Below are 17,119 nucleotides of genomic sequence, written 5' to 3'. Positions count from 1 at the left end.
CCCTGTCGATCACACCGAGCACCAAGGACATCTCTTCATGTACAAGCTCTTCTTCCGGCTGGTCTTCAAGCGGGTGGACCCCGAGCAGGCCCACTACGCCGCCTTCCGCTGGATCCGCCTCGCCGCCCGGATCCCCGTCCTGCGCACCTTCGCCGCCGCCGCCCTCGCCCCCCGCTACCAGGAGCTGCGCACCGAGGCTCTCGGCCTGCGGATGCACGGCCCCTTCGGCCTCGCCGCCGGCTTCGACAAGAACGCCGTCGCGATCGACGGCATGGCGATGCTCGGCTTCGACCACATCGAGATCGGCACCGTCACCGGCGAACCGCAGCCCGGCAACCCCAAGAAGCGCCTCTTCCGGCTCGTCGCCGACCGCGCGCTGATCAACCGCATGGGCTTCAACAACGAGGGCTCCGCCGCCGTCGCCGCCCGCCTCGCCGCCCGTAACCCCGTCTTCCGAACCACGGTCGGCGTCAACATCGGCAAGACCAAGGTCGTCCCCGAGGCCGAGGCCGCCGCCGACTACGTGAAGTCCACCGAGGCCCTCGCCGCCCACGCCGACTACCTGGTCGTCAACGTCTCCTCGCCCAACACCCCCGGCCTGCGCAACCTCCAGGCCACCGAGTCGCTGCGGCCGCTGCTCACCGCCGTACGCGAGGCCGCCGACCGCACCGTCACCACCCGGCGCGTCCCGCTGCTCGTCAAGATCGCCCCGGACCTCGCGGACGAGGACGTCGACGCCGTCGCCGACCTCGCCGTGGAGCTGGGCCTGGACGGCATCGTCGCCACCAACACCACCATCGCCCGCGAGGGCCTCGGCCTGAAGTCGGGCCCGGAGCTGCTGGGCGAGACCGGCGGACTCTCCGGCGCCCCCCTCAAGGCACGCTCGCTGGAGGTCCTGAGCCGCCTGTACGCCCGGGTGGGGGACCGGATCACCCTGGTGGGCGTCGGGGGCGTCGAGACCGCCGAGGACGCCTGGCAGCGCATCCTCGCCGGAGCCACCCTCGTCCAGGGCTACAGCGCCTTCATCTACGAAGGCCCCTTCTACGCCCGCGCGATCCACAAGGGCCTCGCCGCCCGGCTCGCCACCTCCCCGTACGCTACCCTCGCCGAGGCCGTCGGCGCCGAGACCCGGAAGAAGGCCGCCCTATGACCCCCGAACCCTTCGGCGCCCGCCTGCGCCACGCCATGGACACCCGCGGGCCGCTCTGCGTCGGCATCGACCCGCACGCGTCCCTGCTCACCTCCTGGGGCCTCAACGACGACATCGCGGGTCTGGAGCGCTTCACCCGGACCGTTGTGGAGGCGCTGGCCGACCGGGTCGCCGTGCTCAAGCCGCAGTCCGCGTTCTTCGAGCGGTTCGGCTCGCGCGGCATCGCCGTCCTGGAGAAGGCCGTCGAGGAGGCCCGCGCCGCCGGGGCCCTGGTTCTGATGGACGCCAAGCGCGGCGACATCGGCTCCACCATGGGCGCTTACGCGGCGACCTACCTGGACAAGGACTCCCCGCTCTTCTCCGACGCGGTCACCGTCTCCCCGTACCTGGGCTTCGGCTCGCTGCGCCCGGCGCTGGACGCCGCCGCCGTCTCCGGCGCGGGCGTCTTCGTCCTCGCCCTCACCTCCAACCCGGAGGGCGCCGAGGTCCAGCGGGCCACGGCCGCCGACGGCCGCTCGCTCGCCCAGCTGATGCTCGACCACATGGCCGCCGAGAACGAGGGGGCGGCTCCGCTCGGCTCGGTCGGCGCGGTGGTCGGCGCGACGCTCCGCGACGCGGGGGTGGACCTGGCGATCAACGGGCCGCTGCTCGCGCCCGGCATCGGCGCCCAGGGGGCGACCCCGGCGGATCTTCCGGCGGTGTTCGGCGACGCGGTGGGCAACGTGGTGCCCAGCGTGAGCCGGGGCGTGCTGCGCCACGGCCCGGACGCGTCAGGGCTGCGCGAAGCAGCCGAACGGTTCGCGGACGAGGTCCGCGCCGCCGTATCCGGCAGCTGACCCTGACACGTTTACAGCGTGTTGACGAATTACTGACGGGAAACCTGGTCGATATGTCGGGAAAATCCTGGTCGGCCACAGCTGACCAGGACTTTTCGTCCGTTCTCGCTGACTACAGCGGCCCTTGGCGCTAGTCTCCGTCGAAGAGCGGCCGAGCACAGCGTGTCCGGCTCTCACCTGGTGGGGCTGCGTCCAGCTTCCCCGCCGGTCCGTATCCGACAGATCGACATCCGAGGTGACGTAGGCGTGGCTCTTCCGCCCCTTACCCCTGAACAGCGCGCAGCCGCGCTCGAAAAGGCCGCCGCGGCTCGCCGGGAGCGGGCCGAGGTCAAGAATCGACTCAAGCACTCCGGCGCCTCCCTCCACGAGGTCATCAAGCAGGGCCAGGAGAACGACGTCATCGGGAAGATGAAGGTCTCCGCACTGCTGGAATCCCTGCCGGGCGTCGGCAAGGTCCGCGCCAAGCAGATCATGGAGCGTCTCGGCATCTCCGAGAGCCGCCGGGTCAGGGGTCTTGGCTCCAACCAGATCGCATCCCTGGAGCGTGAGTTCGGCGGTAGTCCCGCCTGACGTTCTCAGGCACTCCTGAGAACCTGGATAATCGCTCCATGGCTGCAACATCCCGGGGGACGTCCCCCGTACCCCCGGACGTACGTCCGCGGCTGACCGTGCTCTCCGGCCCCTCGGGGGTCGGCAAGAGCACGGTCGTCGCCCATATGCGCTCCGTGCACCCCGAGGTCTGGCTCTCCGTGTCGGCGACGACACGCAAGCCGCGCCCCGGGGAGCGCAACGGCGTCCACTACTTCTTCGTGGACGACGAGGAGTTCGACAAGCTCATCGCCAACGGCGAGCTGCTGGAGTGGGCCGAGTTCGCGGGCAACCGCTACGGCACGCCCCGCCGGGCCGTGCTGGACCGCCTGGAGGCGGGCGAGCCGGTCCTGCTGGAGATCGACCTCCAGGGCGCCCGGCTGGTCCGCCAGTCGATGGACGACGCGCGTCTGGTCTTCCTGGCCCCGCCGAGCTGGGAGGAGCTGGTGCGCCGGCTCACCGGCCGGGGGACCGAGGCCCCCGAGGTCATCGAGCGCCGGCTCGACGCCGCCAAGGTCGAGCTGGCCGCCGAGGCGGAGTTCGATACGACGCTCGTCAACACCTCCGTCGAGGATGTGGCACGCGAGCTGCTAGCCTTGATGCTTCAGGCCTAGATCCCGGCGATCGTCAAGATCACTCGGATCTTTGATCTACACCCCCTTCGGAAGGCAGAGAGTGTCCTCTTCCATCACCACGCCCGAGGGCATCATCAACCCGCCGATTGATGAGCTCCTCGAGGCCACCGACTCGAAGTACAGCCTGGTGATCTACGCGGCCAAGCGCGCCCGTCAGATCAACGCGTACTACTCGCAGCTCGGTGAAGGCCTCCTCGAGTACGTCGGTCCGCTCGTCGACACCCACGTGCACGAGAAGCCGCTGTCGATCGCGCTCCGCGAGATCAACGCGGGCCTGCTGACCTCCGAGGCCATCGAAGGCCCCGCGCAGTAACGCAGCAGCACCACAGCACCTTCACTCCAGGCCCGGCGGCCCGTCCGCCGGGCCTGGAGTGTGTCCGGGGCCGGATGAACGGGCCGCGCGCGGTGAGGCAGCATGGGACGCACATGTTGCCGTTACGGTGCCGAGTGCGGGGAGACGCAGTGGACAAGCCGAAGGTGGTCCTGGGGGTCAGCGGGGGCATCGCCGCCTACAAGGCGTGCGAGCTGCTGCGCCGGCTGACCGAGTCGGGCCACGACGTACGGGTCGTCCCGACCGCCGCGTCGCTGCACTTCGTGGGCGCGGCCACCTGGTCGGCACTCTCCGGCCACCCCGTGTCCGACGAGGTCTGGCAGGACGTCCACGAGGTCCCGCACGTACGGATCGGGCAGGGAGCCGACCTGGTCGTGGTCGCCCCGGTCACCGCGGACATGCTGGCCAAGGCAGCCCACGGGCTCGCCGACGACCTGCTCACCAACACGCTCCTGACCGCCCGCTGTCCGGTGGTCTTCGCCCCCGCCATGCACACCGAGATGTGGGAGCACCCGGCCACCCAGGAGAACGTCGCCACCCTGCGCCGCCGGGGCGCCGTCGTCATCGAGCCCGCCGTCGGGCGGCTCACCGGCGTCGACACCGGCAAGGGTCGGCTGCCCGACCCCGGCGAGATCTTCGAGGTCTGCCGCCGGGTGCTGGCGCGCGGGGTTCCCGTGCCCGACCTCGCGGGCCGCCATGTGGTGATCAGCGCCGGCGGCACCCGCGAGCCGCTCGACCCGGTGCGCTTCCTGGGGAACCGCTCCTCCGGCAAACAGGGCTACGCGCTGGCGCGCACCGCCGTGGCCAGGGGGGCCCGGGTCACCTTGATCGAGGCCAACACCGGGCTGCCCGACCCGGCCGGGGCCGACGTCCTGCGGGTCGGCACCGCCGTCCAGCTCCGCGAGGCCGTGGTGAAGGCCGCCGCCGACGCGGACGTCGTGGTGATGGCGGCCGCGGTGGCCGACTTCCGCCCCTCCGAGTACGCCACCGGCAAGATCAAGAAGAAGGACGGCGAGGAGGCGCCCGGGCTCACCCTGGTCCGGAACCCCGACATCCTCGCCGAGGTCGCGGGGGAGCGGGCCCGGCCGGACCAGATCGTCGTCGGATTCGCCGCCGAGACCGACGACGTGCTGGCCAACGGCCGGGCCAAGCTCCGCCGCAAGGGCTGCGACCTCCTCGTGGTCAACGAGGTGGGGGAGCGCAAGACCTTCGGCTCGGAGGAGAACGAAGCGGTCGTCCTCGCCGCCGACGGCCAGGAGACCCCGGTGCCGTACGGCCCCAAGGAATCCCTCGCCGACACGATCTGGGATCTGGTTTCCGTCAGGTTCCAGTCGAATCCCGCTTCAGCCCTTCGGCCGAGCGAAAACGCCTCATAACGCTGAAAAAGACGGCCGGGCGGGGTGAATTGTCCTACTGGTTCTCTGTGTGGCGCACCTCACGAACCTCCCAAAGGGCGAGACACCTGGCCCGATCGCCGGAAGTGACCGATAAACTGGCCGACGGTACGCGCCGAGCGCAGCTCTCGGACGTACCACCCATGATCAGCCAGCAGCCGCTGCAACCCCAGGGAGCGATGTGTCCCGCCGCCTTTTCACCTCGGAATCTGTCACCGAGGGTCACCCCGACAAGATCGCTGACCAGATCAGCGACACGATTCTCGACGCCCTCCTGCGCGAGGACCCCTCCTCGCGTGTCGCCGTCGAGACCTTGATCACCACCGGTCTGGTGCATGTCGCCGGCGAGGTCACCACCAAGGCCTACGCCGACATCCCCAACCTCGTGCGCAACAAGGTTCTGGAGATCGGTTACGACTCCTCCAAAAAGGGCTTCGACGGTGCTTCCTGCGGCGTCTCGGTGTCGATCGGCGCCCAGTCGCCGGACATCGCGCAGGGCGTCGACACCGCGTACGAGAAGCGGGTCGAGGGTGACGAGGACGAGCTCGACAAGCAGGGTGCGGGCGACCAGGGCCTGATGTTCGGGTACGCCTGCGACGAGACCCCGGAGCTCATGCCGCTCCCGGTCCACATCGCCCACCGCCTCTCCCGGCGGCTGTCCGAGGTGCGCAAGAACGGGACCATCCCCTACCTGCGCCCCGACGGCAAGACCCAGGTCACCATCGAGTACGACGGTGACAAGGCGGTCCGTCTCGACACGGTGGTCGTCTCCTCGCAGCACGCCTCCGACATCGACCTGGACTCGCTGCTCGCGCCCGACATCCGCGAGTTCGTCGTCGAGCACGTCCTCGCGCAGCTCGTCGAGGACGGCATCAAGCTCGACACCGAGGGCTACCGCCTCCTGGTGAACCCGACCGGCCGCTTCGAGATCGGCGGCCCGATGGGCGACGCGGGCCTCACCGGCCGCAAGATCATCATCGACACCTACGGGGGCATGGCCCGCCACGGTGGTGGCGCCTTCTCGGGCAAGGACCCGTCCAAGGTCGACCGCTCCGCGGCGTACGCGATGCGCTGGGTCGCGAAGAACGTCGTGGCCGCCGGTCTCGCCGCCCGCTGCGAGGTCCAGGTCGCGTACGCGATCGGCAAGGCCGAGCCGGTCGGTCTCTTCGTCGAGACCTTCGGCACCGCCGCCATCGACACGGAGAAGATCGAGCACGCGATCGGCGAGGTCTTCGACCTCCGCCCGGCCGCGATCATCCGGGACCTCGACCTGCTCCGTCCGATCTACGCCCAGACCGCCGCGTACGGCCACTTCGGCCGGGAGCTGCCGGACTTCACCTGGGAGCGCACGGACCGCGTGGACGCGCTGCGCGCGGCCGCGGGTCTGTAAGGGCCGTACGAGCATCGGCACTGAGTGACTGCGGGGCCCGGACACCGAACGCGGTGGCCGGGCCCCGCTGCCGTGCCCCACGGCTTCCGTGCTCTCCGGACTGTCGGTGCCCTCTGGTAGGAATGCAGCTGTGAGCAGCGAGAACGAGCAGTCCGCCGAACCGGGTGCCGGGCCGCCGGAGCAGCTTGCGCTGATCCGGGAGACCGTGCGCCGGGCCAAGGTGCCGCGCGCCAAGCCGCGGACCTGGCGCGGCGCGGCCCTCGCCGAGGAGCTGCCCGTCGCCCGTGTCCTGGTCAACAAGGGCGTCCTCCACCTCGACCAGTTCTTCGACTACGCGGTGCCCCAGGAGCTGGACGCCGACGCACAGCCGGGCGTCCGGGTGCGGGTCCGGTTCGGGGCCGGCGGGCGCAACGTCCAGGGCGGGCGGCGCGAGGGCGGCGGTCTGATCGACGGCTTCATCGTCGAGCGCCGCGCCGACTCCGACTACCAGGGCGCGCTGGCCGCCCTCGCCTCCGTGGTCTCCCCGGAGCCGGTCCTCGGGCCCGAGCTGCTCGCCCTCTGCCGAGCCGTCGCCGACCGGTACGCGGGCAGCCTCGCCGACGTCCTCCAGCTCGCCGTCCCGCCCCGCAACGGCAGGGCCGAGGCCAAGCCCTCCCCGGGCCCGCTGCCCCCGCCCCCGCCCCCGGGCCCGGGCACCTGGGAGCGGTACGGCCAGGGTCCCGCCTTCCTGCGCGCCCTGGCCGAGGGCGGCGCCCCGCGCGCGGTGTGGACCGCCCTGCCCGGACCGCACTGGCCCGCGGAGATCGCCGGGGCCGTCGCGGCGACCCTCTCCTCCGGGCGCGGCGCACTCGTCGTCGTCCCCGACGGGCGGTCCGCCGCACGGGTCGACGCGGCCCTGACCGAGACGCTCGGCGCGGGGAGGCACGCCTTGCTGACCGCCGAATCCGGCCCCGAGAAGCGCTATCGGCAGTGGCTCGCGGTACGCCGGGGCTCGGTACGGGCGGTCGTGGGCACCCGGGCCGCCATGTTCGCCCCCGTCCGCGACCTCGGCCTCGTCGTCGTCTGGGACGACGGCGACTCCAGCCACAGCGACGACAACGCCCCCTTCCCCCATGTCCGCGAGGTCCTGGAGCTGCGGGCGGCCCAAGGGCGCTGCGGTTTCCTGCTCGGCGGGACCAGCTGCACGGTCGAGGCCGCCCAGCTCGTGGAGAGCGGCTGGGCGCTGCCGCTCCTCGCGGACCGCGAACGGCTGCGCCGCGCCGCACCCCTCATCCGTACGGTCGGGGACGGCGAGCTGGCCCGGGACGGGGCCGCCCGCTCCGCCCGGCTGCCCAGCCTCGCCTGGGGAGCCGTGCGCGACGGACTGCGCACCGGACCGGTGCTGATCCAGGTCCCGAGGCGCGGTTACGCCCCGCGCCTCGCCTGCGAACGCTGCCGCACCCCCGCCCGCTGCCGGCACTGCGCGGGTCCCCTGGAGGCGCCGGACCAGCAGGACTTGAACTGCGCCTGGTGCGGGCAGGCCGAGCGGGCGTGGAGCTGCGCGGAGTGCGGCTCCACCCGGCTGCGTGCCCGGATCGTCGGCGCCCGTCGCACCGCGGAGGAGCTGGGCCGGGCCTTTTCCGCCGTGCCCGTCCGCACCTCGGGGCGCGACCACATCCTCGACGCGGTGCCCGACGCCCCGGCCCTGGTCGTCTCCACGCCCGGCGCCGAGCCCGTCGCCGAGGGCGGGTATGCGGCGGCCCTGCTCCTGGACGGCTGGGCCATGCTCGGCCGGCCCGACCTGCGCGCGGGGGAGGAGGCGCTGCGCCGGTGGCTGGCGGCGTCGGCGCTGGTGCGGGGGCAGGAGGAGGGCGGCACGGTGGTGGTCGTGGCCGAGCCGACGGAGCGTGCGGTGCAGGCGCTGGTCCGCTGGGATCCGGCGGGGTTCGCCCGGCGGGAGCTGGCGGAGCGGGCCGAGCTGGGCTTCCCGCCGGTCTCCCGGATGGCCTCGGTGACCGGCCCGCCCGAGGCCCTGGCCGCGTTCCTGCAGAACGCCGGGCTGCCGCCGGAGGCCGAGATCCTGGGACCGGTGCCGGCCCCTTCGGCCGCGCCCGGGAGGGCCCGCAGGCCGGGGGACGCGCCGCCGGGCGAGACCTGGGAGCGGGCCCTGGTCCGGGTGGTCCCGGGGCGCGGGGCGGCGCTCGCCCGCGCCTTGAAGACGGCGCTCGCGGCCCGCACGGCCAAGGGCGCGAGCGAACCGATACGGATCAGGATCGACCCGCCCGACATCGGCTGAGCCGGTGCCGGAGTCCCGCGAGGCGGGTCCGGGCCGGAGCCGCCTCGCGGGCCTCGGGGCCCGGGCCCCGGACAGGGAACTGCCCCGCCGTGCGACCGGCACGGTGGGGCAGAAGGGCGGCGTGCGGTCAGCCGTTGCGCGGGCCCGGGAACGCGCCGGGGCGCAGCTCCTCGCGGGCCGGCTGCGGGGCCGCCGACGGCTGCGGCGGCATCGAGCGGGCCGCCGGGACCGAGGGCACCGGGGAGCCGGACCCCTTGGCGGAGGATCCGGTCAGGCCGGTGCCGACGGAGACCGGGCGCGGCGCGGCGGTGTTCTCGCCACCCGCCTCGGCGGCGGGCTGCGGGGTGGCGCGGCGTGTTCCGTAACGGCGGTGGACGGCCTGCTTGGTGACGCCCAGGGCGGAGCCCACCGCGTCCCAGGAGAAGCCCAGCGAGCGGTCGAAGTCCACCGCGGCCGTCACCAGGGTCTCGACGCTGTCCCGCAGTTCCTGCGCGAGGCGGACGGTGGGGGCCGGGGCCCTGCCGTAGACGACGAAGCCCGCGGAAGGGCCGGAGCGGCGCGGACGGTAGACGTTGCCCAGCTGGGCGGTGAGGGTGCGCAGCGCGTCCACCTGCCGCCTGACCCGCTCGATGTCCCGCACCAGAAGATGCAGACTGGCCCGCGCTTGGGCGTCGTGCGTTGCGTGGTCGGCCATGAAGAAGCCTCTCGAACCGGCGTTGAAAGGGATCGGGCCGCAATAGGGGCGGCCCGCTTCGGTCAATCTCCTTTGACCAACGCCCGAGCCGGGGATGTGGTCACGCTATCGGGGCGTATGTGCATATGCACGGGGCGTGCGCGGCGCGCGTACGCCCCCTGGTCGCCGCCCCGCGCAAGGGAGTCGCCGCCCCCGCGACAGGGGAGCGGCCGGGCCCGGTCCGACCCGAGACCCTAGACTGGTGTGCTGCTCGTCACCGTACGTCTTGGCCCGAGAGGCAGTCAGCCACCCATGAAGCTCGTCTTCGCCGGCACCCCCGAAGTCGCCGTCCCCGCCCTGGACGCCCTGATCGCCTCCGACCGCCATGAGGTGGCCGCCGTCGTGACCCGTCCCGACGCCCCCGCGGGGCGGGGCCGCCGACTCGTCGCGAGCCCGGTGGCCGAGCGGGCGGAGGAGGCCGGGATCGAGGTGCTCAAGCCCGTCAGGCCGCGGGACGAGGAGTTCCTCGCCCGGCTGCGCGAGATCGCCCCGGACTGCTGCCCGGTCGTCGCCTACGGCGCCCTGCTGCCCAAGGTCGCCCTCGAGGTGCCCGCCCGGGGCTGGGTCAACCTGCACTTCTCGCTGCTGCCCGCCTGGCGCGGCGCGGCCCCCGTGCAGCACTCCCTGATGGCCGGGGACGAGGTGACCGGCGCGTCGACCTTCCTGATCGAGGAGGGGCTCGACTCCGGCCCGGTCTACGGCGTCCTCACGGAGGAGATCCGCCCCACCGACACCAGCGGCGATCTGCTCACCCGGCTCGCCTTCGCGGGGGCCGGGCTGCTCGCCGCCACCATGGACGGCATCGAGGACAACACGCTGCACGCCGTGCCCCAGCCGCACGAGGGCGTGACGCTGGCCCCGAAGATCACCGTCGAGGACGCCCAGGTCCAGTGGTCCGCGCCCGCACTGCGGGTCGACCGGGTGGTGCGCGGCTGCACCCCGGCCCCCGGCGCCTGGACCCTGTTCCGCGGCGAGCGGCTCAAGCTGATCCAGGCGATCCCCGTCCTGGACCGTACGGACCTGGCACCCGGCGAGCTGTCGGCCGCCAAGAACAACGTGTACGTGGGCACCGGATCGCACGCCGTCGAGCTGCTCTGGGTCCAGCCGCAGGGCAAGAAGCCGATGCGGGCCGCGGACTGGGCGCGCGGCGTCCGCATCGCCCACGGCGAGCTGCTGGGCCTGTAGCGGGCTTCCGGGGCCCGGGGCGGCGTCCGCGAGCCCCGGGCTGCCGTTCGGGCGGCCGCGGGCGGCGTCGTACGCTGGGAGAGTTCGCACCTCTCACCATCAGCGGAGCACCTTTCACGTGAACGACCAGCCGCGTCGCCGTCCCGCCAAGCCCCACCGCCGGCCCAAGAAGGACCCGGTCCGCTTCCTCGCCTTCGAGGCGCTGCGGGCCGTCGACGAGCGCGACGCGTACGCCAACCTCGTGCTGCCCCCGCTGCTGAAGAAGGCCCGTGCCAAGGGCGACTTCGACGGCCGGGACGCGGCGCTGGCGACCGAGCTGGTCTACGGGACGCTGCGCCGCCAGGGCACGTACGACGCGATCGTGGCGGCCTGCATCGACCGGCCGCTGCGCGAGGTCGACCCGCCGGTCCTGGACGTCCTGAACATGGGCGTCCACCAGCTGCTCGGCACCCGGATCCCCACCCACGCGGCCGTCTCCGCCAGTGTGGAGCTGGCCCGGGTGGTGCTGGGGGAGGGGCGTGCGAAGTTCGTCAACGCGGTGCTGCGCAAGGTCACCGCGCACGACCTGGACGGCTGGGTGGAGAAGGTCGCCCCGCCGTACGACCAGGACGCCGAGGACCACCTCGCCGTCGTCCACTCCCACCCCCGCTGGATCGTTTCCGCCCTCTGGGACGCGCTGGGCGGCGGCCGGGCGGGCATCGAGGATCTGCTGGAGGCCGACAACGAGCGGCCCGAGGTGACCCTGGTCGCCCGCCCCGGCCGCTCCACCACCGAGGAACTGGTCAAGGCCCTGGGCGACGACAACTCCCTGCCCGGCCGCTGGTCGCCGTACGCGGTCCGGATGGCCGAGGGCGGCGAGCCCGGCGCGCTGGAGGCCGTCCGGGAGAGCCGGGCGGGCGTCCAGGACGAGGGCAGCCAGCTCGTCGCCGCCGCCCTGGCCGCCGCCCCCGTCGAGGGCCGCGACGACCGCTGGCTGGACGGCTGCTCGGGACCCGGCGGCAAGGCCGCCCTGCTCGCGGCGCTCGCCGCCGAGCGCCGCGCGACACTGCTCGCCGCCGAGAAGCAGCCCCACCGCGCCCGGCTGGTCGAGCGGGCGCTCGCCGGCAACCCCGGCCCGTACCAGGTGATCACCGCCGACGGCACCCGCCCGCCGTGGCTGCCCGGCACCTTCGACCGCATCCTGGTGGACGTGCCCTGTTCCGGACTCGGCGCGCTGCGCCGCCGCCCGGAGTCCCGCTGGCGGCGTCGCGCCGAGGACCTGGAGGCCTTCGCCCCGCTCCAGCGCGGCCTGCTGCGCGAGGCGTTGAAGGCCGTACGGGTCGGCGGCGTGGTCGGTTACGCCACCTGCTCGCCGCATCTCGCGGAGACCCGGGTGGTCGTCGAGGACGTGCTCAAGGGGCGCGGCGGGGAGCCGGTCGAGGCGGAGTGGATCGACGCCCGCCCGCTGATGCCCGGGGTGCCCGCGCTGGGCGAGGGGCCCGACATCCAGCTCTGGCCGCATCTGCACGGCACGGACGCGATGTATCTGGCTCTGCTGCGCCGGACCGGCTGAATATCACCGCGTCAGGGCTCCCGCCCGTACGGCAAAGGAACAGTAAAGCGCTGGCAAAATGCCCAGAATGTGCGGACTGTGAGGGCCGTGTGAGGCTTCGGAGGGCATCGAGGCGGGGAACCGGCCTCAGACGTGGCAGGCTTGGGTCATGGCGCAGATCAACCCCAGCATCCTGTCCGCCGATTTCGCGCGTCTCGCCGAGGAGGCGAAGGCCGTCGAAGGCGCGGACTGGCTCCATGTCGATGTCATGGACAACCACTTCGTGCCCAACCTGACTCTCGGCGTGCCGATCGTCGAGGCGCTCAGCAAGGCCACGGACACCCCGCTGGACTGCCACCTCATGATCGAGGACGCGGACCGCTGGGCCCCGCAGTACGTGGAGGCCGGCGCCGGGTCCGTCACCTTCCACGCCGAGGCCGCCGCCGCGCCGGTGCGCCTCGCGCGGGAGATCCGGGCGAAGGGGGCGCGCGCCTCGATGGCGCTCAAGCCCGCGACGCCCATCGAGCCGTACGAGGACCTGCTCCCCGAGCTGGACATGCTGCTGATCATGACGGTCGAGCCGGGCTTCGGCGGGCAGGCCTTCCTGGACATCATGCTGCCGAAGATCCGCCGCACCCGGGAGCTGATCAGCAAGCACGGCCTCGAACTGTGGCTCCAGGTGGACGGCGGGGTCTCGGCCGCCACCATCGAGCGCTGCGCCGAGGCCGGAGCCGACGTCTTCGTGGCCGGATCCGCGGTCTACGGGGCGGCGGACCCGGCGGCGGCGGTGCGGGACCTGCGGGCCCTGGCGGACGTGGCGACGGCCGCGGCGCCCTGGGCGTGCGACCACTGAACCAAGGGCAGATGAACGCGGTCCGACAGGGCCGATCAAGGATCGCCGGATCTGACAGGATGAACGGCGTATCGGGCGTGTGAACAGCAGTGAGGAGATCGCGGTGTCTGGCATCTCGGCGGGTCGGTCAGCCATGCGGATGGGACCCGCGGAGCTGGTGCAGGCGGCGGCCATGGCCCGCCGGTTCTACCTGGAGGGCAAGTCCAAGATCCAGATCGCCGAGGAGTTCGGCGTGAGCCGCTTCAAGGTGGCCCGGGTCCTGGAGACCGCCCTCGAACGCGATCTCGTACGCATTGAGATCCGGGTCCCGGCCGAGCTGGACGCCGAACGCTCCGACGCCCTGCGCGCCCGCTACGGGCTGCGGCACGCGGTGGTCGTCGAGTCCCCGGCCGAGGAGCAGGAGGACGCCCCCGACCCGGAGAACCTGGGCGAGGTCGCGGCCGATCTCCTGGGTGAGCTGGTGGCCGAGGGCGATGTGCTCGGCCTGGCCTGGGGGCGCTCCACCATCCACATGGCGGCCGCCCTCGACCGGCTGCCGCCCTGCACGGTCGTCCAGCTGACCGGGGTGTACGACGCGGGCACCGCCGAGCGCGGCTCGGTCGAGGCGGTCCGCCGGGCCGCCCAGGTCTCCGGCGGCGAGGCCCACCCCATCTACGCCCCGATGCTGCTGCCCGACCCCGCGACGGCCGCCGCGCTGCGCGAGCAGACGGGCATCGCCCGCGCCTTCGAGTACTTCGACAAGGTCACCGTCGCCGCCGTCTCCATCGGCTCCTGGGAGCCGGGCATCTCCACGGTCCACGACATGCTCTCGGACGAGGAGCGCGCCCACTACGCCTCGCTCGGCGTCGCCGCCGAGATGTCCGCGCACCTCTTCGACTCCGACGGCCGCCGGGTCGGCCGCGACCTCGGGGAGCGCTGCATCACCGTGGAGGCGGACCGGCTGCGCCGGATCCCCGAGGTGGTCGCGATCGCGGGCGGCCAGCGCAAGGCGGCGGCGATCGGCGCGGTGCTCCGCTCCGGCCTGGTCACCAGCCTGGTCACGGACACCGCAGCGGCCGACTACCTGCTCACCGAGTCCGCCGCGGGGGTCCGCCCGGCCCTGGAGCGGGCCGACCCCGACGGGGAGTGACACCGAGGACGCGCCGGGGGCCGTGCACCTTGCGGGGTGCACGGCCCCCGGCATGTCGTCCCTGGGGCCTTTCGCCCCAGGTCCCTCAGACGGCCGGGGGCGCCTTGGCCGTGCTCGGGGCGGGGGCGGCGGCCTCGCTGCGCGCGGGCGGGACGCCCAGCACCGTCTCCTCCAGATACTCCTCGGGCTCCTCGTACTGCCCCACGTCCGCGGGGTTGTAGCGGGGCGTCTGGCGCGACCAGTCCAGGTTGCCGCGCATCCAGCTCCGCATCCCGTCGAGGTAGGGCACCAGCAGCCCCGACAGCTCCGGATACAGCTCCAGCAGCTCGTCCTCGGCGGTCAGGAACCGCTCGGTCTCCATCGCGAGGCGCTCCGCGACGTGGTCCAGCGCCTGCTGCTCCCCGAGGCCCCGGTGGTGGCGGACCAGGTGGACGAGGTTGTGGATCTCGCCGAGCACCTGCTCCTTCTCGAAGGAGTACACGTCATTCGCCCAGCAGACGTGGTTGCACGCGGCCTCCAGGGCGGTGATGAAGCGGGGGTCGTTGTGGAGCGACTCCGGCGCCTCGATGCCCGCCACGATCTCTATGAGGTCCATGCAGACGTGGATGGCCCCGGTGTGCCGCCGCTTGGCGATGTACGTCTCCTCCGAGGGCACCACGTCCTCGGCGCGGTTGCCCGCCTCCCAGGTCGTGGCGGTCGTGAGGTAGGTGACCAGATGCCAGGCGAACCGGGTCCGCCAGTGCGGGGCCGCGTTCGGCGTCGTACGTTTCCACAGATCGGCCAGGGCGGTCACGGCGGCGGGGACGTCTTCCCCCGGCAGCGGCTCGGGGGCTGAGCCGTCGACGACCGCGCGCATCCGTTCGACCACGCTTCTCACCCGGTCGGGTGAACGGCCGAGGTGGCCGTCGTCCAGCTGGTCGTCGACCAGGAAGAGCCAGACGAACCAGTCGGCCACCAGATCGAGGTGTTCCTCGTCGGCCGTCGGGTAGACCATGCCGACGAACGCCCCGAAATCGGCTTGTTCGAATCGGTTCCTCGCGGACTCGCGATGGACCAGACCCGTCCGTCTGGTCCAGGCGTCCAGATGCCCCCGGGTGTGTCCCACGTGCGGGTTGGTCCGCTGCGGGAACGGGCAGTAGATGTCCGGCAGTTCGCTGTCCACAGGCGGATCGGGATCCTCTCCGGTCATACGGTGTGCCCAGGGTTGCCGACGAGCCGGATCGACGCTTCCGACACCCCCGAGACCTGCGGCTTTGAAGCTACCTGACCCCTTGTCACCCGGTCCAGGGATGGTGATCACGAATGATTCGAATCCCGTTCGGGTACAGTCCGTGGGTAAGGCAGGTTCACTTGCCCGGGACCCCCGGCCGCCTCTTCGGAGGATCAAACGAAAGCGGGGGTCTTTTGCTGTGTCTTCGGGGAAACGACCTGCGCGGTTTCGTATGAAAAAATGAGAGTTATGCGTTTTCTTGAGCCGGGCACCGGTCGTTACACAGAGTCCCCCGCGGTCCCGTACGACCTCACGTACGACGACGTCTTCATGGTCCCGGGCCGCTCCGCGGTCGGCTCCCGCCAGGGCGTGGACCTCTCGTCACCCGACGGGACCGGTACCACCATTCCGCTCGTGGTCGCCAACATGACCGCCATCGCGGGCCGCCGGATGGCCGAAACCGTCGCCCGCCGCGGCGGCCTCGTCGTCATCCCCCAGGACATCCCGATCGAGGTCGTCACCGACGTCATCTCCTGGGTCAAGACGCGCCACCTCGTCCTCGACACCCCGATCGAGCTGGCCCCCGGCCAGACCGTCGCGGACGCGCTCTCGCTGCTGCCCAAGCGGGCGCACGGCGCGGGCGTCGTCGTCGACGCCGACCGCCGCCCCGTCGGCGTCGTCACCGAGCACGACCTCAGCGGCGTCGACCGCTTCACCCAGCTCTCCGAGGTCATGACCAAGGACCTCGTGCTGCTGGACGCGGACATCGACCCGCGCGACGCGTTCACCAAGCTCGACGGCGCCAACCGCAAGCTCGCCCCCGCGGTCGACGCGGACGGCCGCCTCGTCGGCATCCTGACCCGCAAGGCCGCCCTGCGCGCCACGCTCTACAGCCCCGCCACCGACGCCGAGGGCAAGCTGCGCATCGCGGCCGCCGTCGGCATCAACGGCGACGTGGCCGGCAAGGCCAAGCAGCTCCTGGACGCGGGCGCCGACGTCCTCGTCGTGGACACCGCCCACGGCCACCAGGAATCCATGATCAGCGCGGTGAAGGCGGTACGGGCCCTCGACCCGCAGGTGCCGATCGTCGCGGGCAACATCGTCGCCGCCGAGGGCGTGCGCGACCTGATCGAAGCGGGCGCGGACATCGTCAAGGTCGGCGTCGGCCCCGGCGCCATGTGCACCACCCGGATGATGACCGGCGTCGGCCGGCCGCAGTTCTCCGCCGTCCTGGAGTGCGCCGCCGAGGCGAAGAAGCACGGCAAGCACGTCTGGGCGGACGGCGGTGTCCGGCACCCGCGCGACGTCGCCATGGCGCTCGCCGCCGGCGCGTCCAACGTGATGATCGGCTCCTGGTTCGCGGGCACCTACGAGTCGCCCGGCGACCTCCAGCAGTCCGCCGACGGCCGCTTCTACAAGGAGTCCTTCGGGATGGCCTCGGCCCGCGCCGTGAAGAACCGCACCTCGGACGAGTCCGCCTACGACCGCGCCCGCAAGGCGCTCTTCGAGGAGGGCATCTCCACCTCGCGGATGTTCCTCGACCCGACCCGCCCGGGCGTCGAGGACCTCATCGACTCGATCATCGCGGGCGTCCGCTCCTCCTGCACCTACGCCGGTGCCGGCTCGCTGGCGGAGTTCGCCGAGAAGGCGGTCGTCGGCGTCCAGAGCGCCGCCGGTTACGCCGAGGGCAAGCCCCTGCACGCCAGCTGGAGTTGATCCTGGATCACCCCAACGACCCCGCCCCCTCAGGCAGTTTCACGCCTGCGGGGGCGGCGTCGTTTCCGGCCTGCCCGAGTGGCCGGGGGAGCGCTTCAACTCTGTTGAGATCTCAGTAATATGAACCGCAATCAGCTGCCTGCCTCTCTGCGGTAAGGGATCT

General features: G+C 72.5%; 15 protein-coding genes. 13 read left to right on the top strand and 2 right to left on the bottom strand.

Annotated elements, in window-relative coordinates; genetic code table 11:
- Positions 1 to 37: 37 nt before the first annotated feature.
- From WQO_RS05135 to WQO_RS05100, 8 genes are all read left to right on the top strand, one after another.
- Positions 38 to 1,150 (top strand): quinone-dependent dihydroorotate dehydrogenase, encoded by a 1,113-nt coding sequence (locus WQO_RS05135; RefSeq protein ID WP_010057348.1) that lies wholly within the window; start codon positions 38 to 40, stop codon positions 1,148 to 1,150.
- On the top strand, positions 1,147 to 1,986 hold the full coding sequence (gene pyrF / locus WQO_RS05130; protein WP_010057349.1) for an orotidine-5'-phosphate decarboxylase: 840 nt from the start codon (positions 1,147 to 1,149) through the stop codon (positions 1,984 to 1,986). Before WQO_RS05135 ends, pyrF begins: the two co-directional genes overlap by 4 nt.
- 246 nt (positions 1,987 to 2,232) lie before the next feature.
- The gene (locus WQO_RS05125; protein ID WP_003970367.1) at positions 2,233 to 2,556 is read left to right on the top strand and encodes an integration host factor; all 324 of its coding nucleotides are present in this window, start codon (positions 2,233 to 2,235) and stop codon (positions 2,554 to 2,556) included.
- A 38-nt stretch (positions 2,557 to 2,594) separates the two neighbouring features.
- Positions 2,595 to 3,188 carry a guanylate kinase gene (gene gmk, locus WQO_RS05120; RefSeq protein ID WP_023608339.1) on the top strand — a complete coding sequence of 198 codons (594 nt, stop codon included), beginning with the start codon at positions 2,595 to 2,597 and terminating at the stop codon, positions 3,186 to 3,188.
- 61 nt (positions 3,189 to 3,249) lie between these two features.
- Positions 3,250 to 3,522: a DNA-directed RNA polymerase subunit omega gene (gene rpoZ, locus WQO_RS05115; protein WP_003970369.1), complete on the top strand. Its 273-nt coding sequence runs from the start codon at positions 3,250 to 3,252 to the stop codon at positions 3,520 to 3,522.
- 149 nt (positions 3,523 to 3,671) lie between these two features.
- Complete coding sequence (gene coaBC / locus WQO_RS05110; protein WP_010057352.1) at positions 3,672 to 4,916, top strand: bifunctional phosphopantothenoylcysteine decarboxylase/phosphopantothenate--cysteine ligase CoaBC; 1,245 nt, start codon at positions 3,672 to 3,674, stop codon at positions 4,914 to 4,916.
- 199 nt (positions 4,917 to 5,115) lie between these two features.
- Positions 5,116 to 6,324 (top strand): methionine adenosyltransferase, encoded by a 1,209-nt coding sequence (metK, locus tag WQO_RS05105; RefSeq protein WP_010057353.1) that lies wholly within the window; start codon positions 5,116 to 5,118, stop codon positions 6,322 to 6,324.
- 130 nt (positions 6,325 to 6,454) lie between these two features.
- Positions 6,455 to 8,599, top strand: a complete 2,145-nt coding sequence (locus tag WQO_RS05100; protein ID WP_010057354.1) for a primosomal protein N' — start codon at positions 6,455 to 6,457, stop codon at positions 8,597 to 8,599.
- Positions 8,600 to 8,726: 127 nt separating this feature from the next.
- On the opposite strand, the gene WQO_RS05095 is transcribed toward WQO_RS05100, so the two are convergent.
- On the bottom strand, positions 8,727 to 9,293 hold the full coding sequence (locus WQO_RS05095) for a hypothetical protein (RefSeq protein WP_010057355.1): 567 nt from the start codon (positions 9,291 to 9,293) through the stop codon (positions 8,727 to 8,729).
- Positions 9,294 to 9,584: 291 nt separating this feature from the next.
- On the opposite strand from WQO_RS05095, the gene fmt reads away from it, so the two are divergent.
- From fmt to WQO_RS05075, 4 genes are all read left to right on the top strand, one after another.
- The gene (gene fmt / locus WQO_RS05090) at positions 9,585 to 10,517 is read left to right on the top strand and encodes a methionyl-tRNA formyltransferase (protein ID WP_010057356.1); all 933 of its coding nucleotides are present in this window, start codon (positions 9,585 to 9,587) and stop codon (positions 10,515 to 10,517) included.
- 118 nt (positions 10,518 to 10,635) lie between these two features.
- The gene (locus WQO_RS05085; protein WP_010057357.1) at positions 10,636 to 12,069 is read left to right on the top strand and encodes an RsmB/NOP family class I SAM-dependent RNA methyltransferase; all 1,434 of its coding nucleotides are present in this window, start codon (positions 10,636 to 10,638) and stop codon (positions 12,067 to 12,069) included.
- 148 nt (positions 12,070 to 12,217) lie between these two features.
- Complete coding sequence (gene rpe, locus WQO_RS05080) at positions 12,218 to 12,901, top strand: ribulose-phosphate 3-epimerase (protein WP_010057358.1); 684 nt, start codon at positions 12,218 to 12,220, stop codon at positions 12,899 to 12,901.
- A 133-nt stretch (positions 12,902 to 13,034) separates the two neighbouring features.
- On the top strand, positions 13,035 to 14,030 hold the full coding sequence (locus WQO_RS05075) for a sugar-binding transcriptional regulator (protein ID WP_058953880.1): 996 nt from the start codon (positions 13,035 to 13,037) through the stop codon (positions 14,028 to 14,030).
- Positions 14,031 to 14,115: 85 nt separating this feature from the next.
- Here WQO_RS05075 and WQO_RS05070 read toward each other — a convergent pair whose 3' ends face one another.
- A complete protein-coding gene (locus tag WQO_RS05070; protein WP_010057359.1) occupies positions 14,116 to 15,192 on the bottom strand; it encodes a terpene synthase family protein in 1,077 nt (358 codons plus the stop codon).
- Between the two features lie 297 nt (positions 15,193 to 15,489).
- Between WQO_RS05070 and WQO_RS05065 the strand changes: the two genes are divergently transcribed.
- Entirely contained in the window at positions 15,490 to 16,956 is a 1,467-nt protein-coding gene (locus WQO_RS05065) for a GuaB1 family IMP dehydrogenase-related protein (protein WP_010057360.1), read from the top strand.
- Positions 16,957 to 17,119: the final 163 nt, after the last annotated feature.

Origin of the sequence: Streptomyces globisporus C-1027 (assembly GCF_000261345.2) — a bacterium.
GTDB classification, from domain to species: domain Bacteria; phylum Actinomycetota; class Actinomycetes; order Streptomycetales; family Streptomycetaceae; genus Streptomyces; species Streptomyces pakalii.
This window is presented reverse-complemented; position numbering and strand designations above follow the sequence as displayed.